18 protein-coding genes are annotated in these 20363 nt (G+C 67.3%); 10 read left to right on the plus strand and 8 right to left on the minus strand.

Annotated elements, in window-relative coordinates; genetic code table 11:
* The 6 genes from Y706_RS27025 to Y706_RS0121340 form a co-directional block, all read left to right on the plus strand.
* Window positions 1-1195, plus strand: a 1195-nt coding sequence (locus Y706_RS27025; RefSeq protein WP_052355120.1) for an iron-containing alcohol dehydrogenase, incomplete at its 5' end; no start/stop codon positions are given.
* 131 nt (window positions 1196-1326) lie between these two features.
* Complete coding sequence (locus Y706_RS0121320; protein ID WP_028278166.1) at window positions 1327-3078, plus strand: glycerol-3-phosphate dehydrogenase/oxidase; 1752 nt, start codon at window positions 1327-1329, stop codon at window positions 3076-3078.
* A 302-nt stretch (window positions 3079-3380) separates the two neighbouring features.
* Window positions 3381-4790, plus strand: a complete 1410-nt coding sequence (gene eat, locus Y706_RS0121325; RefSeq protein WP_028278167.1) for an ethanolamine permease — start codon at window positions 3381-3383, stop codon at window positions 4788-4790.
* Window positions 4791-5016: 226 nt separating this feature from the next.
* Window positions 5017-5838: an HAD-IIA family hydrolase gene (locus Y706_RS0121330; protein WP_043436900.1), complete on the plus strand. Its 822-nt coding sequence runs from the start codon at window positions 5017-5019 to the stop codon at window positions 5836-5838.
* Between the two features lie 73 nt (window positions 5839-5911).
* Window positions 5912-6601, plus strand: coding sequence for a 1-(5-phosphoribosyl)-5-((5-phosphoribosylamino)methylideneamino)imidazole-4-carboxamide isomerase (locus Y706_RS0121335; RefSeq protein WP_028278169.1), 690 nt, complete (start codon window positions 5912-5914; stop codon window positions 6599-6601).
* A gap of 51 nt (window positions 6602-6652) precedes the next feature.
* Window positions 6653-7420, plus strand: coding sequence for a GntR family transcriptional regulator (locus Y706_RS0121340; RefSeq protein WP_028278170.1), 768 nt, complete (start codon window positions 6653-6655; stop codon window positions 7418-7420).
* A 120-nt stretch (window positions 7421-7540) separates the two neighbouring features.
* Here Y706_RS0121340 and Y706_RS27030 read toward each other — a convergent pair whose 3' ends face one another.
* Window positions 7541-8047 carry an ROK family protein gene (locus Y706_RS27030; RefSeq protein WP_028278171.1) on the minus strand — a complete coding sequence of 169 codons (507 nt, stop codon included), beginning with the start codon at window positions 8045-8047 and terminating at the stop codon, window positions 7541-7543.
* A gap of 23 nt (window positions 8048-8070) precedes the next feature.
* Here Y706_RS27030 and Y706_RS29005 point away from each other — a divergent pair, with 23 nt between their 5' ends.
* Entirely contained in the window at window positions 8071-8217 is a 147-nt protein-coding gene (locus tag Y706_RS29005; RefSeq protein ID WP_156945219.1) for a hypothetical protein, read from the plus strand.
* An 81-nt stretch (window positions 8218-8298) separates the two neighbouring features.
* On the opposite strand, the gene Y706_RS0121355 is transcribed toward Y706_RS29005, so the two are convergent.
* The 4 genes from Y706_RS0121355 to Y706_RS0121370 form a co-directional block, all read right to left on the minus strand.
* Window positions 8299-10050: an acetyl/propionyl/methylcrotonyl-CoA carboxylase subunit alpha gene (locus Y706_RS0121355; RefSeq protein ID WP_028278172.1), complete on the minus strand. Its 1752-nt coding sequence runs from the start codon at window positions 10048-10050 to the stop codon at window positions 8299-8301.
* Window positions 10050-11741: a 5-oxoprolinase subunit B/C family protein gene (locus Y706_RS27035; protein ID WP_253906869.1), complete on the minus strand. Its 1692-nt coding sequence runs from the start codon at window positions 11739-11741 to the stop codon at window positions 10050-10052. The genes Y706_RS0121355 and Y706_RS27035 overlap by 1 nt, the downstream gene beginning before the upstream one ends.
* Before the next feature lie 121 nt (window positions 11742-11862).
* Window positions 11863-13203, minus strand: coding sequence for an MFS transporter (locus Y706_RS0121365; protein ID WP_028278173.1), 1341 nt, complete (start codon window positions 13201-13203; stop codon window positions 11863-11865).
* A gap of 91 nt (window positions 13204-13294) precedes the next feature.
* A complete protein-coding gene (locus tag Y706_RS0121370; RefSeq protein WP_028278174.1) occupies window positions 13295-14053 on the minus strand; it encodes a LamB/YcsF family protein in 759 nt (252 codons plus the stop codon).
* A 106-nt stretch (window positions 14054-14159) separates the two neighbouring features.
* Between Y706_RS0121370 and Y706_RS0121375 the strand changes: the two genes are divergently transcribed.
* Genes Y706_RS0121375 through Y706_RS0121385 form a run of 3 tightly spaced genes read left to right on the plus strand, consistent with a single transcriptional unit; the run spans window position 14160 to window position 16095 of the window.
* Window positions 14160-14852 (plus strand): GntR family transcriptional regulator, encoded by a 693-nt coding sequence (locus tag Y706_RS0121375; RefSeq protein ID WP_028278175.1) that lies wholly within the window; start codon window positions 14160-14162, stop codon window positions 14850-14852.
* A 32-nt stretch (window positions 14853-14884) separates the two neighbouring features.
* Window positions 14885-15187, plus strand: a complete 303-nt coding sequence (locus Y706_RS28495; protein ID WP_216699162.1) for a LacI family DNA-binding transcriptional regulator — start codon at window positions 14885-14887, stop codon at window positions 15185-15187.
* Window positions 15184-16095, plus strand: coding sequence for a ribokinase (locus Y706_RS0121385; RefSeq protein ID WP_028278177.1), 912 nt, complete (start codon window positions 15184-15186; stop codon window positions 16093-16095). The genes Y706_RS28495 and Y706_RS0121385 overlap by 4 nt, the downstream gene beginning before the upstream one ends.
* A gap of 291 nt (window positions 16096-16386) precedes the next feature.
* On the opposite strand, the gene mmsB is transcribed toward Y706_RS0121385, so the two are convergent.
* From mmsB to chvE, 3 genes are all read right to left on the minus strand, one after another.
* Complete coding sequence (gene mmsB / locus Y706_RS0121390) at window positions 16387-17676, minus strand: multiple monosaccharide ABC transporter permease (protein WP_028278178.1); 1290 nt, start codon at window positions 17674-17676, stop codon at window positions 16387-16389.
* Between the two features lie 5 nt (window positions 17677-17681).
* Window positions 17682-19211 carry a multiple monosaccharide ABC transporter ATP-binding protein gene (gene mmsA / locus Y706_RS0121395; protein WP_028278179.1) on the minus strand — a complete coding sequence of 510 codons (1530 nt, stop codon included), beginning with the start codon at window positions 19209-19211 and terminating at the stop codon, window positions 17682-17684.
* A gap of 108 nt (window positions 19212-19319) precedes the next feature.
* On the minus strand, window positions 19320-20363 hold a 1044-nt coding region (chvE, locus tag Y706_RS27040; RefSeq protein WP_043436902.1), incomplete at its 5' end, for a multiple monosaccharide ABC transporter substrate-binding protein.

Consider the following 20363-nt stretch of genomic DNA (forward strand, 5'->3'; position numbering starts at 1 on the left):
GTACCTCAAGCCCGCCGTCACGGCCCTCCTGGAAACCCTCGGCACGGTCACCACCGTGGCCCTCCCGGGCCACGTCCACGCCGACGAGACCACCGTGAGCGCTGCGACCGCCGGCTGTGCCGGCGCAGACGTCATCGTCACCATCGGCTCCGGCACCCTGTGCGACATCGGCAAGGTCGCCGCCGGGCCCCGGCCGCACGTCGTCGTGCAAAGCGCCGCCTCCGTCAACGGCTTCGCCGATGACCAGTCCGTGCTGCTGATCAACGGCGTCAAGCGCACCGCCCACTCCGGCTGGCCCAGCGCACTCGTGGTCGACAGCAACGTCCTGGAAGGGGCGCCGGCACTGCTGAACCGCTCCGGACTCGGCGACATGATCTCGATGTTCACCGCCCCCGCGGACTGGTACCTGTCCTCCCTCGTCGAGATGGACCGCGGCTACTCCGCCGAGGCCGCGACCATGACCCGCCGCCACGGCGCCGAACTCCTGGGCCTCGCCCCCGGCGTGGGGACCTCCGACCCGGAGTCCTTGTCGACGCTGGCCAAGTTCGTGACCTTGTCGGGCATTTCGATGGGCGTCGCGGGACAAACCTCCCCGTCCTCCGGCATGGAACACGTCATCAGCCACCTGCTGGACATGGCCAACACCGCCCGCGGCACCGCAACCGCCCACCACGGCGCCCAGGTCGGCGTCGCGACCGTCGTCGTCGCGATCCTCTGGCGGAACATGAACGAGAAGCTCCGCACCGGAAGCCTCGGCACCGTCCGGCTCCCCGAGCCGGACGACGCCGAACGCACCGTCCGGGAGGCCTTCGACTGGATGGACGAGGCCGGCTCCACGAGCAACGAGTGCTGGTCCGACTACTCCAAGAAACTCGAACACCTCCGTACCGTCGACGCCGGCGCCAAAATCCGCGACGCCGCCGCAACCTGGCCGGCGCACGCCGAGGTGCTCTCGGGCCTTCTGGGCGAACCGGAAGCAATCGTCGCGGCGCTCCGCGCCGCCGGCGCGCCCACCCGTTTCTCCGAACTGGAAAACCCCAGCAAGGAAGACGACGTCATGTGGGCGCTCACGAACTGCCACCTCATGCGCAACCGCTTCAACATCGCCGACCTCGCCTACCTCACCGGAGCGTGGACGAAGACCGACGTCCTGGCCGCCCTCGCCGAAGCGGAACGGATCGGCGCCGGACTGTAAACGCCGGACCTCACCGCACGCGAAACCAGTTCCCAAACAAACAACACCAACTTTTATTCGTCAGACGTCTAATGACATTTGATGCTGATGAAGCCTGGCCACGAAAGGCAGGCAGACCCATGGAGGCCACAATGAGCAAGACCGCCACTTCCCCCGGAACCGGGCGACTCAACACTGCGCAACGCGAAGCAGCCCGCGCTGCGATGAAGTCACAAGTACTCGACGTGCTTGTTATTGGCGGCGGCGTTGTCGGCGCCGGCGCTGCCCTCGATGCGGCATCGCGGGGACTCACGGTCGGCATTATCGAGAAGAGTGACTGGGCCAGCGGCACTTCCAGCCGGTCCTCCAAGCTGGTGCACGGCGGAATCCGCTACCTTGAGCAGCTCAACTTCAAGCTGGTCAAGGAGGCCCTTGTGGAGCGCGGCCTTCTCCTGCGCACAATCGCACCCCACCTCGTCAGGCCCGTCTCGTTCCTCTACCCCGTCACCGCGCCGCTGGCTGAGCGGTTTTATGTGGGGGCCGGGATGGCCCTGTATGACCTGTTCAGCTATGCCGGCGGCCGCCACCCGGGCGTCGGACTGCACCGCCACCTCAGCCGCAAGCGCGTCAGGGCTGAACTGCCCGGCCTGAACCGTGCTGCATGCCGTGGGGGCATCAGCTACTTTGATGCCCAGGTCGATGACGCCAGGCTGGTCGCAACGATCGTGCGCACTGCGGTGTCACGGGGCGTCCATGCGATGAATCGCGCCGGCGCAGTGGAGATCATGCCCGGCACCGGCAGCGCGGACCACACAGTACTCGTCTCGGATGAAGAGACGGGTGAGCGGTTCGAGGTGCGGGCCCGCTCCATCATCAACGCAACGGGTGTGTGGACCGCAGAATCGCAAACCATGATCGGCGTCGACTCGGCAGTCGAAGTCACCATGTCCAAGGGGGTTCATATCCTCGTTGACCGTGATCGCTTCCCGTCCACCATGGGATTGATCCTGCGGGCAGGGGCAAGTGTCCTTTTCGTCATCCCCTGGGGCAACTACTGGATCATCGGCACCACCGACACGCCATGGGACCTGGGAAAAACGAATCCCTCCGCCACCTCCGCGGACGTCCAGTACCTGCTCGATCACGTCAACAAGGTGCTCGAGGTCCCGATCGTCCACGAGGATATCCTCGGTGTCTACGCCGGACTCCGCCCGCTCGTGAAAGGCAAGGCAGGCTCGACCGCGCAGCTGAGCAGGGAACACGTCGTTGACGTGCCCCACGAGGGCATCGCGGTGATCGCCGGCGGCAAACTCACCACCTACAGGGTCATGGCAAAGGACGCTGTGGACGCCGCGACACGGGGGCGAAGCACTGCCCGCCCCTCACAAACACTGGACCTGCCCCTCCTCGGTGGCGAAAACTTCGTTGCCGCCGAGATTGAAAGCGTCTGCGCCTACATGCTCGAAACCCTCGGACTGCCGTCCAGCCACGCAGCCCGCCTGGTCGGTCGATACGGAAACATGGCCACTGAAGTCTTGAAGCCTGTGGCCGAGAACAGGGTGCTCGGGCTGGAGATCTGCGGCGGCGGCGGCGCCCTTCTGGCTGAAGCGCTGTACGCGGTGACGCACGAGGGGGCCCTGCATTTGGAGGACGTCCTTGAGCGCCGCCTGCGTATTTCCATTGAATCCAAGGACTTCGGGGAAGAAGCCGCGTCCGAGGTTGCCAGGGCCGTGGCCCCGGCCCTGGACTGGACTGCGCAAGACGTCGACGACGAACTGGAGCGCTATCAGGAATTCGTGCGCCTCCAGCGGGAAGCGATCTCCGTACCCGATGACGCCTCTGCAGATGCTGTCATGAAAAGGGCAGTTCCTGCCGCCCGCGCGGCGGCCGGCCTGCACGCCTAACCGTCCCGGAAAACAACAAATATTTTACTCTTGTCAGACGTCTAACGACTTGGTATGCTTGATGAACAAGGTCGCGAAAGCCCCTTCCGGACACTTTCCCTGCCGATGACGCCAGAGAAAAGCCAGGCCCGCCGCCCCCGCGGCGGCCGTTCGTAACACCCCTTCGTAACACCCGGTCCCGGAGCGCTGATTTCAGCCCGGCACCCAGCCACCGGAGCAATCCCGCGGCTTCCTCGTCAAACATCAGACGGCCCACCTCCCGTGGCGCCGATGATGGATACAACCCGCAAAGGAGCAGGTCAGTGTCACAAGCCACAATTTCGCCAGTGCAGGCGGAGCACAAGAAGAAGAATCTTCACAAGGTTGCAGGGCCCGTCCTGCTCTGGGGCATCGGCGTCGGCGCCGTGATCTCCGGTGATTACTACGGCTGGAACGCGGGCCTGGGCCTGACCGGCTACTGGGGTTACCTGATCGCAATCGCGATCATGGGCCTGCTCTACGCCGGCCTCTCAACCGTGATCGGCGAACTGTCCGCAGCAGTACCCCACGCCGGTGGAGCCTACGCCTACGTCCGCACAGCACTGGGCCGGGTCTGGGGCTACCTCGCCGGAGTCAGCGTCCTTCTGGAATTCGTGTTTGCCCCGGTAGCGGTGGCGCTGACCGTCGGCGCCTACGTGCAGGTCCTCTTCCCCGACGTGCCGGTCCTGGTCAGCGCCGCAGTCCTCTACATCGGCTCGACCGTGGTCCATCTCCTGGGCGCCGGCAACTCGATGAAGATCGAATTCGTGTTCACCGCCGTCGCGGTCGTCGGCCTCATTGTCTTCATGGTGATCGGTGCGCCGAAGATGTCACTGGATAACCTGAACGCCTACTCGGGCGGAGCCATCCTACCCAACGGCATCGGCGGCCTCTGGGCCACCCTGCCGCTCGCCGCATGGTTCTTCTTCGCCATCGAAAGCCTCCCCATGGCTGCCGAAGAGACCAAGAACCCGGCCAAGGACATCCCCAAGGCCCTGATCATGGCCTTCATCACCCTCGCCGTGATCGGCCTCGGCACCCTCACCGTCGCCGCCGGCGTCGGCGGGTCCGACTTCCCCGGCGCAGCGGCCCCGCTGACCGTGGCCCTGTCCAACGTCGTGGGATCCCAGACCTGGATCGTCCCGGTGATCGCGATCTTCAGCCTCGCCGCCCTGGTCGCCTCGTTCCACGCGATCGTGATCGCCTACTCACGCCAGACCTTCGCCCTGTCCCGTGCAGGCTACCTGCCGGCATCACTGTCCAAGCTCAACAAGCATCACGCTCCGGTCGGCTCGCTGATCGTGCCCGGCGTCATCGGCTTCGTCTTCGTCATCCTGGGCGCCACCATCCTCCCGGACGCCATCCCGGTCCTGGTCACTCTCTCCGTGCTCGTCGCGGCCGTGTCCTACATGCTGATGATGGCCGCAGCCCTGGTGCTGCGGAAGAAGCGCCCCGACCTGCACCGCCCCTACAAGGCACGCGGTGGACGCGTCACGATGTGGATCGCACTGATCCTGGCCGGGATCCTGATCCCCGCAGCCCTGGTCAGCTTCCCCCTCGCGTTCGTCATCGCCGTGATCATGGTGGCCCTGTTCATGGCCTACTACTTCGCCGTCGGCCGCAAGCGCGTCGGCAACTACACCGCCGAAGAAGAACTCGCCCTCACCGACCAGGCCCTCACCGCAGACGCCTGACCAACCCAGCCCCACCAAAAAGCCCGACAGCCCGGCCAGCCCACCAGGCTGATCTGGCCGACCGCCCGGCGGGGGCGCCGCGACCCGGCAGCCCCCGCCCGGCACCAGCACCACCAGCACCACACCGCGAAACTTTCTTCCAAAGATTCCATCATCGACTTGAGTCGCTAGACGTCTAACGTTAGACTTGTATTGTGCCCCGCAAGGGGCCGAAAGGAGGGCAACGATGCCCGTTGAACTACTGGCCAAAGAAACCGGCCGCCGCGAAGCGGCCCCGCTCTACCGGGGCTACGCCTTCGACCTGGATGGCACGCTGTATCTGGGCGATGACCTGATCGAGGGCGCGGACACCGTCGTGGCGGCGCTGCGCGACTCCGGGGCCCGGGTGGTCTTCGTGACCAACAAGCCGCTCGAGACCGCCGAGGCCTACGCCGCGAAGCTGACCCGGCTCGGCATCCCGGCCCAGGCCCAGGACGTAATCTCCGCGCTCGACGCTCTCACCCTGTACCTCGCCGGCCGCCATCCCGGGGCCCGTGTCCTGGCCGTGGGCGAACCGGTCCTGATCGAATCGCTGCGCGGCGCCGGGTTCACCCTGACCGAGGACCCGGCCCAGACCGACGTCGTGGTGGTCTCCTTCGACCGGACCTTCGACTACGACAAACTCACCCGCGCCTACCAGGCCGTGAAGGCCGGCGCCGTGATCGTGGCCACCAATCCCGACCCCTACTGCCCCACCCCCGACGGCGGCCTGCCCGACTGTGCCGCGATGCTTGCGGCCATCGAGGCCTGCACCGGCGGACGCGCCGAAGCGATCGTCGGCAAACCCAGCGTCCACATGGCCAACGCCTTCCTGCACCGCCTCGGCGTCCCGGCCCACGAGGCCGTGATGGTCGGGGACCGGCTCCTGACCGACGTCGCCATGGGCCTGAATGCCGGCATGGCCTCGGCCCTGGTGATGTCCGGAGCGACCACCGATGACCACCTCGCCGCCTCCGGCATCCTGCCCACCCACGTCCTGGACGACGTCCGCGGACTCCTCCCCGCCTGACCCACACACGCACCACCCCACCAGCAGCAGCACCCACCCGGCACCACCCACCACAAGCGAAAGAACAAGAACAATGTCTGAATTCATCTTCATGCTCACCCACAACGACCGCACCGTCGACAACGCCCTGGAGGTCCTCGAGCAGGTCAAGGACACCGGGCTGCGCCACATCGGCTTCAAGGACGTCGGCGCCACCGCCGAGAAGGCCCGTGAGCTGACCGCCGCCGCGCACGCCGCGGACCTGGTGGTCTACCTCGAGGTGGTTTCGGTCGACAAGGCTGATGAGATGGACTCCATCGACGCCGCCATAGCCGCCGGCGTGGACTGGATCGTGGGCGGCAAGTTCGCCGCCGAGGCCGTCGAGAAGCTCGCCGGCACCGGAATCAAGTTCGCCCCCTTCCCCGGCCGCGTCGCCGGGCACCCCAGCGCACTGCTCGGCACCATCGACGAGATCACCGCGCACGCCGCCGAACTCTCCAAGCTCGAGGGCGTCCACGGCGTGGATCTGCTCGCCTACCGCCACGCCACCGTCGATCCGCTGGAACTCACCGCCGCCGTCGCCCGCGTTGTCGATGGGCCCACCATCGCTGCCGGCTCGGTCGTCAACGAGGACCAGATCCGCGGTCTCGCCGAAGCCGGCGTCTGGGGCTTCACCATCGGCGCGGCCATCTTCGACGGCAAGCTCCCCGGCGAAAAGGACGTCGTGTCCCAGGTCCGCACCGCCCTGTCCTACGCCGACGTCGCCGCCGGCGCCCGCGTCTAACCAGAACCCGCACCGCCAGTACACTGGATTTATTGCCCCAGGGAGGACACCATGTCAGGTCGCCGGCCAAATCTTGCAGAACAAGTTCGAGATGAACTCACCGAGCTCATCAGCAACGGCACGTATAACGTCGGCGACCGGCTCCCCAACGAGGACGAAATGTCGGTGAAGTTCGCGGTCAGCCGGGCCACGGTCCGCGAAGGCTACCGGGCATTGATCGACGCCGGGTACCTTTCCCGCCTCCATGGCAAAGGCACCTACGTCACCAGGGTGCCGCAGCGCCACGCGCTGGACCTGAACGTCAGCTACACCGCGATGATTCAGGCCGCCGGGTTCACCCCCAGCATCCGGATCGTCTCCCAGCGCGTGGTACCCGCCGATGACGGCGACCGGGCCCGGCTCCGCCTGGACCGCGGGGCCGAGGTCGTCATCGTCGAACGGGTCCGGTTCGCCGATGCCCGGCCGGTCGTCTACAGCCTCGACCGCGTCCCTCTGGCCCTCGTGCCCGAAGCGGCCCGGTCCAACCTCGGTCCGTCCCTGTTCGACCTGCTCGAGACCCTCAACTACGGCGTCCGGAACGGGCGGGCCAAGCTGCTCCCCGTCCTCGCCGGACCCCCTGAGGCCGCACAGCTCCAGGTCAAAGAAGGCGTCCCGCTGCTGTACTTCGACGAGGTCGACTACGACATCAACGGCACCCCGGTGCTCGCCTCCTTCGAGTGGCACACCAGCGACGTCTTCGAAATGTGGCTCAACCGCCGCGCACAGCCACCCGCCCAGCAGGTCCAGGCCGCTCCGGCCCTCTCAGAGTCACGGACCTGACCGGACAACAACCACAAACGCCGGACACACGGCCGGGCACGCTCCCCAGCGTGCCCGGCCGTTCCCGTTGTGAAGGTTGTTCGGCCGCGACCGGCTGATCGCGTGAAGATCACCCGGAGATCACCGGCGGTATTCTGCCCAGATCCCTTCCACTGCCGTTTCACGGGCGTGCAGTGAGGCCCCGGCCAGGGGCCCTTCCGTACCGAGATCACTGACGGTCACCATGGTTGAGGGTTCCAGAAGGTGCGGCAAGAGGCTGGCACGCAGCCTGTCAACAAACGCGGGGCAGTCCACCAGCGGCCCGCTCAGCACGACCGCCGCGGGATCGCTCAGGGTGGCCGTGTTTCCGATGGCTTCGCCGAGAAGTTCGAGGAAGTCTACGGCCGCCGGGGAGTCAGGCTGTTCCGCAAAGAGACCGCGGTATCGGTCCGTGTCGAGGAAAAGCCCGCCGGCCGTGGTGATTCCGGGACCGAGCAGGCGCTCCATCAGGGTCCGGCCGTTCTGCCGCAGGTAGGCGATCTCGCCGGCGATGCCGTGCGATCCGCGCCGCACCTCGCCGCCCATGACGAGTGCTGCGCCGATGCCGGCACCGACATAAACCACCAGGAAGTCGTCGAAGCCGCGCATCGCCCCGGACTCGCGCTCTGCCAGTGCCTGCCGTCGTGGCCGAGGACTTCAAAGCCGGACGCTCACCCCGGGATTTTCCCGAAGAGCACTATGAAGCCGACTGGGATAACCGGTTCCTTGAGAAGGAGCTCAACCCCATCGGCAGGCGCGGGCTCGGGCTGGAGGCATAGCCACACCTCGCTCGAACGAGACTGGGCCGTTTCCGCTGGCGGAAACGGCCCACCCACTCGCCAAATATCGGCAGAACGCGGCTACCCGATCAGCGCGAGCACCGCGCCGGCCGTGACAACCCCGCCCGCTTTGGTGCGGACGTCGGTGACGGTGCCGTCCCGGTGCGCGGAGACCTGGGTTTCCATCTTCATGGCCTCAAGGACCACCACCGGGTCCCCGGCCGAGACTTCGGCTCCCGGCTCGACGAGCCATTTAACGACTGTCCCTGCCATGTCCGCGCGCAGCTCCCCCGGGTCGCCAGCGGCGGCGGCACCGCCGTCGGACGCTACCGACACCCCGGCGGGAGCGGAGCTGCCCGAGCGGGCCCAGGCGTCCAGCAGATCGGCCGGAAGGCCGACGGCAAGGCGCCTGCCGTCCACGTCGACCGTAATGGTGCGGCGTTCGCCGTCGGGCGCGGTGGTGCTGTAGTCGGGATCGGCAGGGATGCTGTCCGCGAAGTCCGTTTCGATCCAGCGGGTGTGGATGCCGAGGCCGTCCTCGGAGGTGAAGTCCGGGGATTCCAGCACGGCCCGGTGGAAGGGCAGCACGGTGGCGACGCCGGTGATGCGCATTTCGGCGAGGGCCCGGCGGGCACGGCGCAGGGCCTGCTGGCGGTCCGCGCCGGTGACGATCAGCTTCGCGAGCAGGGAATCGAACTGCGGCGCGACGAAAGACCCGGAGCGGACGCCGGTGTCGAGGCGGATGCCCGGGCCGGTGGGGCCGGCGAATTCGCCGATGGTGCCGGGCGAGGGCAGGAAGCCGCGGCCCACGTCCTCGGCGTTAAGCCGGAACTCGAAGGCGTGTCCGCGCGGTGCCGGGTCTTCGGTCAGGCGCAGCGGCTCGCCCGCGGCGATCCGGAACTGTTCCTGGACGAGGTCGATCCCCGTGGTTTCCTCGGTGATGGGGTGCTCCACCTGGAGCCGGGTGTTGACCTCCAGGAAGGCCACGGTGCCGTCCGCCGCGACGAGGAATTCCACCGTGCCGGCGCCGGAGTAGCCCGCTTCCCGGCAGACGGCCTTGGCGGCGTCGTAGATCAGGGCGGTCTGCTCGTCGGTCAGGAACGGCGCGGGGGCCTCTTCCAGGAGCTTCTGGTGCCGGCGCTGCAGGGAGCAGTCGCGGGTTCCGACGACCACGACGTTGCCGTGCGCGTCCGCCAGGACCTGTGCCTCGACGTGGCGCGGACGGTCCAGGTAGCGCTCCACGAAGCACTCGCCCCGCCCGAAGGCGGCAACGGCTTCCCGGACGGCGGAGTCGAAGGCTTCCTCGACCTCGTCGATGACCCGGACCACCTTCATGCCGCGGCCACCGCCGCCGAAGGCGGCCTTGATGGCGATCGGCAGGCCATGCTCTTCGGCGAAGGCGCGGGCCTCGGCCGCCGTGTCGACGGGACCGTCGCTGCCGGCCACCAGGGGTGCGCCGGCCCGGACGGCCGCGTCGCGGGCCGTGATCTTGTTGCCGAGCAGCCGGATCGCGTCCGGCGTCGGACCGATCCAGGTCAGCCCGGCGTCGAGGACGGCCTGGGCAAAGTCGGCGTTCTCGGAGAGGAAGCCGTAGCCGGGGTGGACGGCGTCCGCACCGGACTGGGCCGCCACGGCGAGGAGCTTGGGGATGTTCAGGTACGTGTCCGCTGGCGAGTTGCCGTCCAGGCTGAACGCCTCATCCGCGGCCGAGACGTGCAGGGCGTCGGCGTCGATGTCGGCGTAGACAGCGACGGACGCCAGCTGCGCGTCGTCGCAGGCCCGGGCTATGCGGACCGCGATTTCTCCACGGTTGGCGATCAGGACCTTGCGCATCAGTTACTCGCTTCTTCTGTGGTGGTGGCGTGTTCAGTAGTGCCGTGTTGGGTGGGGTGTTCAGCAGTGCCGTGTTCGGTGGGGTGTTCGGTGGTGGCGGATTCGGCCCAGCGGAAGCGGATCCTGCCGCCGATCGGGACCTGGGCGGCGAGGTCCAGCTGGGAGTCGACCACCACGGCGATCACCGGGTAGCCGCCGGTGATCGGATGGTCGGCCAGGAAGAGCACGGGCAGGCCCTCCGGCGGGACCTGCAGGGCACCGGCGACTGTGCCTTCGCTGGGCAGTTCGCCCTGGCGGCTGCGCTGCAGCGGCGTACCGTCCAGCCGCATGCCGACGCGGTTGGACTGCGGCAGCACGGCCCAGTCCTGGGCGGTGAACGAATCCAGTGCCGCCTGATCGAACCAGTCGGCGCGGGGGCCGGGGACGACGTCGAGGACGGTTACCCCGGTGCCCGGGTAGTCCGGCTGCAGTTCGGGATTTCCGACGACGCCGCTGTCGGCCTCTCCGCCGGCGCCCAGGTGCTGCCCGGCGGCCAGGGGCGCAGGACCGATCCCGGACATGGTGTCCGTGGAGCGGCTGCCCAGTACCGGGGCGGCATCCACCCCGCCGCGGACCGCGAGGTAGCTGCGGAAGCCGCTGTGCGGCGCACCGATGCTGAGCGTTTCGCCGTCGAGCAGCGCGAAGGGAGCGGCCACCGGCACGGTGCGCTGCCACGTATCGCCGGCGTCGTCCGGAGCGGACGCGATGCTCAGTTCCGACGGCGCCCCGGCGACGGCGAGGACCTGGTCCCCCACGGCCTGGACCTTGAGTCCGCCCGCGACGGTCTCGATGCCGGCTGCGCCGGGGGCGTTGCCGACGAGGCGGTTGGCCCGGCGCAGCGAGGCCCGGTCCAGCGCGCCGGCGGCGGAGACGCCCAGCCCGGAGTGGCCGTCCCGGCCGAGGTCCTGGATCAGGCTCTGAAGTCCCGGTGAAACGATCCGGATCCCGGCCGTGACATCCTGCCCGGCAACCGGTTCCGGCGCGGTGCCCTCGACCGCAGGCGCCGCGGCCGGCTCGACAGCGGGCTCCGCTACTGGCTCGGCCGCGAGGGCGAGTGCATCCCGGACCGGACGGAACTGCACCCGGTGGCCGGGGGCGGCCAGGGCGGGCGGCTCCCGGTCCAGGTCCCACATCTTGGCGTTGGTGCGCCCGATCAGCTGCCAGCCGCCCGGGGAACGGCGCGGGTACACGGCCGAGTAGTTGCCGGCCAGCGCCACGGACCCCGCGGGAACTGCGGTGCGGGGCGAGCTGCGGCGCGGCACTTCCAGCTGCTGGTTCTCCCCGATCATGTACCCGAAGCCGGGGGCGAAGCCGGCGAAGGCCACGGTCCAGATCTGCCCGGAGTGGGCGGCGATCACGCCGTCGGTTCCCAGACCGGTGAGCCGTCCGACTTCGGCGAGGTCCTCGCCGTCGTACACGGTGTCGATGACCACCAGCTCACCGTCGCGCTGGACGGGTGCGGTGAGGTCGAGCTGCATCAGGCGGGCGGCGATGCGCCGGGCCGAGGCCGGGGATTCGGCCTTGACCAGGACGGTCTCGGCCGCGGCCAGGATGTCCTGCTGGCCCGGCAGCGGCTTCTCCAGCAGCAGCGCCTGCAGGGCAAGCACGTCCTGGGTGCCGGAGAGCTCGGCCAGGACCGCGCGCGTTCCCACGGCCCGCACGGAGCGGACCTTGTGGGCTGCGGGCTCTTGTGCCTTCAGGGGTTCCCCTGCTGTCTCAATCACGAGTTGCCTCAATCATTGTGCCGGTGCCGGTGGACAGGACCCGCGCCGCTCAGGCGCGGGCTTCCTGCAGGAGCCGCTCTTCTTCGTCGGTATGCGGATTGCGCCCGATGACCAGCCCGATCACCGTCACGATCGAGGCGACCGCGAGGTAGCCGGCGATCAGGAACCAGTTGCCGCTGGCAGCGAAGAGGGCGGTGAAGACCAACGGTGCGATGGCGCCGCCGACCACGCCGGCCAGCGTGTAGGCCAGCGAGCTGCCGGCGTAGCGCAGCCGGGCCGGGAACTGCTCGGTGATGTAAGCAGCCTGCGGGCCGTACATGAAGGCGTGGAAGGCCAGCCCGATCACGATGCCGATAGTCAGTGTGAGGACCGACTTGTCCTGGATCATGACGAAGAACAGCGGGACGTACACGGCCGTTCCGACGGCGGCGATGCCGTACACGAGGCGGCGGTTGACGCGGTCCGTGAGGGCGCCCGCCGCGGGGATCAGGACCAGCTGGAAGGCGGAGCCGATCAGGATGGCGGTCAGTACGTTGCTGGTGCTCATGCCCAGTTGCTTGGTGGCGTAGACGGCCATGAAGACGGTGAGCAGGGAGTACAGCACGTCCGGGCTGATGCGGGACAGGGCGGCGGCCACGAGGGCGCGCGGCTCCTTGGTGAAGACCTCCTTGATGGGGGCCTTGGGCTGTTCACCGTGGGCCTGGATGGCCTTGAAGACGGGGGTTTCCTCGAGCTTGAGCCGGATCAGCAGGCCGAAGCCCACCAGCACGGCCGAGGCGAGGAAGGCCACGCGCCAGCCCCAGGAGAGGAAGTCTTCGTTGGTGAGCGTCGCGGCGAGCACGGCCAGGACGCCGTTGGCCATCAGGTTGCCGGCGGGCGGGCCGATCTGCGCGGCGGAAGACCAGAAGCCGCGCCGCTTGGCGTCGCCGAATTCGCTCGAGAGCAGCACGGCCCCGCCCCACTCGCCGCCGACGCCGATGCCCTGCGCCAGGCGCAGCAACACGAGGATGATGGGTGCGGCTATACCGATGGTGGCGTAACCCGGGAGCGCGCCGATCATCACCGTTGCGATGCCGATCAGCAGCAGGGTGGTCACAAGGACGTGCTTGCGACCGACCTTGTCACCGAGCCGGCCGAAGATCACGCCGCCGATGGGACGGGCGAGGTAGCCCACCGCAAAGGTCGAGAAGGACAGCAGCAGCCCGACGTATTCGTCGTTGCCCGGGAAGAAGACCTTGGGGAACACCAGGGCCGAGGCCACGGAGTAGATCGCGAAGTCGTAGTACTCCAGTGAAGTGCCGGTGAGGCTCGCGACGTAGGCCTTGAGGGCACCGGGCGGGATCCTCCTCTTGCCGGCGGCCGGGGTGGCCTGGTGCGGTGCTGCAGTCATGGTTTCCTCCAGGTGTGCGGGGTGCTGCCTGTTGCTTGGGTTTAAGTGGTTGGTCCCGGCGGAACCGGGTGTATAGCGGTGAAGCTGCGGCCTAGACGAAGGCGGCGGTGGTGATGTCCGCGGCGTTGAGCGCTTCGCGGACAGCAGCGGCCATGGCGACGGCCCCTGGGGAGTCACCGTGCACGCAGATGCTCTCGGCGTGGATTTTCAGGATGGAGCCGTCGATGGTGCGGATGGCGGAATCGGTGGCCATCCGGAGGACATGCTCAGTGACGAGAGCGGGGTCCTCCAGCACGGCTCCGGGGAGCGTGCGGGACACGAGGGTGCCGTCCGGGTTGTAGGCCCGGTCCGCGAAGGCTTCGGTCACCGCGCGGAGGCCGGCGGCCTCGGCCAGGCGCAGCACTTCCGAGCCCGGCAGGCCCAGGATGGGCAGGTTCGGGTCAACGGATTTCACGGCGTCGACGACGGCCTTCGCCTGGGCGGTGTGCGAGACGATCGCGTTGTAGAGGCCGCCGTGCGGCTTGACGTACTTGACCGTGCCGCCCTCGACGGCGGCCAGCGCCTGCAGCGCACCGATCTGGTAGACAACGTCGTCGGCCAGTTCGATCGGGTCGATGTCCAGGAAGCGGCGGCCGAACCCGGCCAGATCGCGGTAGCCGACGTGGGCGCCGATCACGACGCCGGCGCCAATCGCCTCGCGGCAGGTCCGGCGGATGACGCTCGGGTCGCCCGCATGGAATCCGCACGCCACGTTGGCGCTGGAGACCGAGCGGAACATCGCCGAGTCGTCGCCCAGGGTCCAGCGGCCGAAGGACTCGCCAACGTCGCTGTTCAGGTCAATGGTTGCCATTTGTGATCCTCGTCTCATGATAGCCCCCTACTAGGATGCATCAATTTCACGGATTGTTCAACAATCCGACGATTCAACATCGGGACAATCGTGTAGATTCGGCACTATGACCACTCCCGATGCAGCTGCCGTCTCCGCCCTCGGCGCAGCTGCGGCGCGGCTGCGCGTGGCCGTCCCGTCCGTGGCGGACCGGGTGGCGGCCGAGCTGCGCCTGCAACTGGCGGAGGGCCTGCTCCTGCCGGGAGCCCGGCTCACGGAGTCGACCATCGCCGAAGACCTGGGCGTCTCCCGCAACACGGTCCGCGAGGCCTTCGCCGAACTGGCGGCCGAGCGCCTGGTGGTCCGGCACCCCAACCGCGGCGTCTTCGTGGCCAGACTCGAGGCCGGTGACGTCCACGACGTCTACACCGTGCGCCGCGCCATTGAAGTCAGTGCGATCCGCGGCGGCGGGAGCCCGGAGCGCGTGGCCGCGGTCCGCGCTGCCGTTGAAGAGGGCAAGGCCGCCGCCGCCGCCAATGACGAGGAGGCCCTGGGCAGCGCCAACCAGCATTTCCATGGCGCGATCGTGGCCCTGGCAGGCAGCCGGCGGCTGGACACGATCATGTCCCAGGTGTTGGCCGAGATGCGGCTGTTCTTCCACAAGGCCACCGTGGACGCGCACTTCTACCGGGGCTACCTGCCGGACAACGAGGAAATCTGCACCGCCCTGGAAGCCGGAGACCTGGACCAAGCCGGCGCGCTGCTGCTGGCCTATTTGAACCGGTCCGAGGAGCGCCAGGCCGCCGTCCACGGCGAGTGAACGATTCCATGGAATCGATTCCATGAATTGGTTTGAGCGCGAGAGGCGGCAGCAGTGACGGGAACATCCATCACACCAAGGACGCGGCGGCACTGGCCGGCGCCTCCCCCGCCACGGCGTCCAGGGTGCTCTCCGGAAACCCGGCAACCTCCGCCGAGTCCCGCCAGAGGGTGGCCGCCGCCGTCACCCAGCTAGACTTCCACCCCAACGCCCAGGCGCGCGCGCTCCGTTCCACCGGGACCAACGTCATCGTGACGGCAGCGCCCCTCAATTCCGCCCCTATGTATTGCGGCTTGGGGCACCGTCCCGCACCACCGAAGGAGCAGGTCCAGTGAGCACGGTTTTTGTGGTCGGAAGCCTCAATATCGACCAGAACATCCGCGTCAGCGCCCTGCCCCGGGCAGGCGAAACCGTCCGGGGCTCGGACGCAACGTACAGCCCCGGGGGCAAGGGCGGCAACCAGGCCGTCGCGGCCGCCCGGGCCGGCGCCGCGGTGACGTTCACCGGCGCCGTCGGCGACGACGCCCATGGCCGGCGGATTCTTGAGGTCCTCGCCGAGGCCGGCATCGATGCCGGCCACGTTCGGGTCAGCGGCACCGCCGCCACCGGAACGGCGGTCATCGCGGTCGATGACCAGGGCGAAAACCAGATCATCGTGAGTCCGGGCGCAAACGCCGGGCTTACCGCCGCCGACGTCGAAGCGGGACTCGCCGCCGTCCAGGCCGGCGACGTCCTGGTCCTGCAGCTGGAAATCCCGACGGCGCTGGTCCGGCAGGCCGCGCGGACCGCGAAGAATCGCGGGGCATTCGTCATCCTCAACGCCGCCCCGGCCCCCCGGCAGATCGAGGCGCTGCTCGAGGACGTCGACCTCCTGGTGGTGAACGAACAGGAAATCCAGGTTCTCGCCGGCCTCACCGGCCTGGCCGGAATCCAAGGAAACCACCGGGACCTGGTCACGTCGCTCCCGCCCGTCCTGGGGCCGGCCATCGTGTGCACCGCCGGCGCGGAAGGATCCTTCACCGTCGTTGACGGCAGTCCCGTGCATGTGCCGGCGACGAAAGTGGACGCCAGGGACACCACCGGAGCCGGCGACACGTTCGTGGGCTACCTCGCCGCATCCCTCGCCGGCAGCGACCGCGAGCTGCCTGCGGCAATGCTCCACGCCAGCCATGCCTCCGCTGTCGCCGTGACGCGCCCCGGCGCCATGGAATCGATTCCATGGCGCGATGAAGTACCGGCATAGCCAAACCCGCAACACCCCGCCTGAACGTCTTGCACTAAGTCCCGCACGAAGGAGACCCATGAAAATCGCACTCGGCAACGACCACGCCGGCTAAACACCCGCGAAACCTGGGGGCCAAGGAAAAGGCTGAAGTCGACGCCATCATCGCCGGCGAACCGGCCGCCGCCGCGGAGGACCAGACGGCGCAATCGGCGGCCCGGTAGCGGCACAGCAAAGACCCGCAATAAACGTCCGACCGGGGCCGGCCTCTTGGAGGCCGACCCCGGTCGCAGCAGTCTGGAGTATCCCGTGCTACTTTCCGGCCGCTACCGGGACCGGATGCTCTGCCGCCGGCTTCCCGGCGTCGACATCAGCCGCGGGCGGGGTTTTCAGCTTGAGACGCTCGATGATCGAGATCCCACCGCCCTTGCCGCTGCGGTTCTTGTTGAAGATGTCGAAGCCGACGGCGAGGAGCAGCACCAGGCCCTTGATGAGCTGCTGGTAGTCGGTGCCGAGGCCCAGGATCGACATGCCGTTGTTGAGGACACCCATGATGAGACCGCCGATCATGGCCCCTGCCACGGTTCCGATGCCCCCTGTGACTGCGGCGCCGCCGATGAACGCCGCCGCGATGGCGTCCAGTTCGAAGCCCGTGCCGCCAGCCGGCTGGGCGGAGTTGAGCCGGGCGGTGAACACGAGGCCGGCCAGTGCGGCAAGGACGCCCATGTTCACGAACAGCCGGAAGGTGACCACCTTGGTTTTGATGCCGGACAGCTCAGCCGCGTGCAGGTTGCCGCCGAGTGCGTAGGTGTGCCGGCCGAAGACGCTGTTGTTCATCAGGGCCGTGTAGACGATCACCAGGACCGCCAGCACGATCAGGACGATTGGGGTGCCCCGGTAGCTGGCGAGCAGGAAGGTGATGGTCAGCATGAGCAGGGCAATGAACGCGGTCTTGGTGGCGAACCAGGCCATCGGTTCGTTCTCGAGTTCGAACTTCTTGCGGATCCGGCGTTCCTTGACCGCCTGGATCACCAGCGCCAGGGTGGCGCCGACGCCAAGGATGACCGTCAGCCACTCCAGCACCGAAGTGCCGCCGGAAATGTCCGGCAGGAAGCCGCCGCCCAGCGCCCGCAGTTCGCCGGGGAACGGCGTGATCTGCTGGTTTTTGAGAACGATCAGTGTCAGGCCGCGGAAAATCAGCATCCCGGCGAGGGTGACGATGAAGGCGGGAATGCCGACGTACGCGATCCAGTAGCCCTGCCAGGCACCCACCAGCGCGCCGATCAGCAGGCAGGCCGGAATAGCAAGCCACCACTCCCAGCCCCAGTGCACGATCATGACACCGGCACAGGCGCCGATGAAGCCGGCGACCGAACCGACGGACAGGTCGATGTGGCCGGCGATGATCACCATCACCATGCCGATGGCCAGGATCAGGATATAGCTGTTCTGGACCACCAGGTTGGTGACGTTCTGCGGCTCCAGCAGGATCCCGTCCGTCAGGATCTGGAACAGCAGGACGATCAGGATCAGGGCGACAAAGATGCCAACCTGGCGGAGGCGGCTTGTCAGGAAGCCCAGGGATTCTCGGAGGGCGGACATGTTCGCTATTCCTTCTCTTTGGTCATGTAGTGCATGAGGGTTTCCTGTGATGCTTCGGCGATCGGGACCTCGCCGGTGATGTGCCCGGCAGACAGGGTGTAGATCCTGTCGCAGATGCCCAGCAGTTCGGGAAGTTCGGAGGAGATCACAATGACCGCCTTTCCTTCCGCGGCCAGCTTCGCGATGATCGTGTAGATCTCAAACTTCGCGCCGACGTCGATGCCGCGGGTGGGTTCGTCGAGGATCAGCACGTCCGGATCGGAGTACATCCACTTGCTCAGCACCACTTTCTGCTGGTTGCCGCCCGACAACTTGCCCGTGACGGCGGCAACCGAAGGGGCCTTGATATTCATGCTCTTCCGGTAGTCGTTGGCCACCACGGTTTCCTGGTTCTTGTCCACCCAGCCGCCCTTGACCAGCTTGCGCAGCGCCGCCATGGATACGTTCCGCTTGATGTCCTCGATGAGGTTCAAACCGTAGAGCTTGCGGTCCTCAGTGGCGTAGGCGATGCCGTGCCTGATGGCGTCGGAGACGGTGGAAGTGTTGATTTCCGTGCCGTGTTTGAACACCTTCCCCGAGGTGGCGGTGCCGTAGCTCCGTCCAAAAACGCTCATGGCCAGCTCCGTCCTACCGGCGCCCATCAGTCCGGCCAGCCCCACCACTTCCCCCTTGCGGACGTTGAGGCTGGCGTTGTTGACCACCACCCGGCTGTAGTCCTGCGGGTGCCGGACGGACCAGTCCTCGATCCGCAGGACTTCCTCGCCAATCTGTGGTTCCCGGTCCGGATACAGGCTTTCCAGATCCCGGCCCACCATTCCGCGGATAATGCGTTCCTGGGTGATCTCGCCGTCGCCCAGGCGGAGGGTCTCGATCGTCTTGCCGTCGCGGATGATGGTGACGGCGTCCGCAACCTTGCGGATTTCGTTGAGCTTGTGGCTGATGATGATGCTGGTGACACCCTGGCCCTTCAGGTGCAGGATCAAGTCCAGCAGGTGGCTCGAGTCCTCGTCGTTGAGGGCCGCCGTCGGTTCATCGAGGATAAGGAGCTTGACCTCCTTCGAGAGTGCCTTGGCGATTTCCACGAGCTGCTGCTTGCCCACGCTGATGTGCTGGACGGGGGTGACCGGGTTTTCGCTCAGGCCCACCCGGGCCAGGAGTTTCGCGGCCTCCAGGTTGGTCTTGCGCCAGTTCACCCAGCCGCGGTTGGCTTGTTCATTGCCGAGGTAGATGTTCTCGGCGATGGACAGGTAAGGGCTCAGTGCCAGCTCCTGGTGGATGATCACGATTCCGCGCTTCTCGCTGTCGCTGATGCTGGAGAAGTTGCAGGGGTCGTTTTCGAAGAGGATGTCGCCGTCGAAGGAGCTGTGCGGGTAGACGCCGGACAGGACCTTCATCAGGGTGGATTTCCCTGCGCCGTTTTCACCGCAGATGGCGTGGACTTCGCCGCGGTTCACCTGCAGGGTGACGTCCTGGAGGGCCTTCACGCCCGGGAAGGTCTTGGTGATTCCTCGCATTTGAAGAATGGGTGTGTTCATCGCCAATTCTCACTGACTGGTAGTACCTGAGACGTCCTGCGGCTGCAGGAGTCTGCGGGAAAGGGTGGCGGCCCGGACTCGACGGCGGCCCGCCACCCTTCGACGTGGCTACGTGACGTCGGCCGCCGTGTAGTAACCGGAGTCGATGAGTTCCTTCTTGTAGTTCTCATTCGTGATGATGACGGACTTGAGCAGGTACGCAGGGACGACCTTGACCTTGTTGTCGTAGGTCTTGGTGTCGTTGACCTCGGGTTCCTGACCCTTCAGGAGGCCGTCGACCATCTTCACAGCCTGGGCTCCCAGCTGGCGGGTGTCCTTGAAGATCGTGGAGTACTGTTCGCCGGCGGTGATGGACTTCACCGAACCCTTTTCGGCGTCCTGGCCGGTGACGATCGGCAGGCTTCCCTTGGCGTAGCCGCCGGTGCTCGTCAGGGCCGAGATGATGCCGATGGAGAGGCCGTCATACGGGGAGAGGACGCCATTGAGCTTGGTGCCGGAACTGTAGGCGGCCGTGAGAATGTCCTCCATGCGCTTCTGGGCCACGGGGGCCTGCCAGCGCAGGATGGCAGCCTGCTCAAACTTGGTCTGGCCGCTGGGCACCTTCAGGGTTCCGGCGTCCAGGTACGGCTTGAGGGTGTCCATGGCGCCGGTCCAGAAGAAGTTGGCGTTGTTGTCATCCGGGCTGCCGGCGAAGAGCTCCACATTGAACGGGCCCTTGCCTTCGACCTTTTTGCCGCTGGCGTCAACAAGCCCCAGGCCGGTCAGCAACGAGGTGGCCTGCTGGACGCCCACCGTGTAGTTGTCGAAGGTGGTGTAGAAGTCGACGTTCGGCGTGCCGTTGATGAGCCGGTCGTACGCGATGACCTTGACGTTCTGCTCCTTCGCCTTGGCGAGGACATCGGTCAGCGTGGTGCCGTCGATGGCTGCGACGATGAGGGCTTTGGCACCCTTGGTGAGCATGTTCTCGATCTGGGACACCTGGGTGGGGATGTCATCATTGGCGTACTGCAGGTCGGCTTTGTAGCCGAGCTTCGTCAAGGATTCCGAGACGTTCTTGCCGTCGGCGATCCACCGCTCCGAGGTCTGCGTCGGCATCGAGATCCCGACGAGGGAACCGGCGGCGTCGGCGCTGGCGGCCGGGGCGGCCGTGCC

This window comes from Arthrobacter sp. I3 (assembly GCF_000520575.1).
Classification (GTDB): Bacteria; Actinomycetota; Actinomycetes; order Actinomycetales; family Micrococcaceae; genus Arthrobacter; species Arthrobacter humicola_A.

Bases quoted from the DNA above. Each gene is read 5' to 3' on its own strand.
- Y706_RS0121320 (WP_028278166.1), top strand. From the start codon at position 1,327: ATGAGCAAGACCGCCACTTCCCCCGGAACCGGGCGACTCAACACTGCG.
- Y706_RS0121330 (WP_043436900.1), top strand. From the start codon at position 5,017: ATGCCCGTTGAACTACTGGCCAAAGAAACCGGCCGCCGCGAAGCGGCC.
- Y706_RS0121335 (WP_028278169.1), top strand. From the start codon at position 5,912: ATGTCTGAATTCATCTTCATGCTCACCCACAACGACCGCACCGTCGAC.
- Y706_RS0121340 (WP_028278170.1), top strand. From the start codon at position 6,653: ATGTCAGGTCGCCGGCCAAATCTTGCAGAACAAGTTCGAGATGAACTC.
- Y706_RS27030 (WP_028278171.1), bottom strand. From the start codon at position 8,047: ATGCGCGGCTTCGACGACTTCCTGGTGGTTTATGTCGGTGCCGGCATC.
- Y706_RS0121355 (WP_028278172.1), bottom strand. From the start codon at position 10,050: ATGCGCAAGGTCCTGATCGCCAACCGTGGAGAAATCGCGGTCCGCATA.
- Y706_RS0121365 (WP_028278173.1), bottom strand. From the start codon at position 13,203: ATGACTGCAGCACCGCACCAGGCCACCCCGGCCGCCGGCAAGAGGAGG.
- Y706_RS0121370 (WP_028278174.1), bottom strand. From the start codon at position 14,053: ATGGCAACCATTGACCTGAACAGCGACGTTGGCGAGTCCTTCGGCCGC.
- Y706_RS0121375 (WP_028278175.1), top strand. From the start codon at position 14,160: ATGACCACTCCCGATGCAGCTGCCGTCTCCGCCCTCGGCGCAGCTGCG.
- mmsB (WP_028278178.1), bottom strand. From the start codon at position 17,676: ATGTCCGCCCTCCGAGAATCCCTGGGCTTCCTGACAAGCCGCCTCCGC.
- mmsA (WP_028278179.1), bottom strand. From the start codon at position 19,211: ATGAACACACCCATTCTTCAAATGCGAGGAATCACCAAGACCTTCCCG.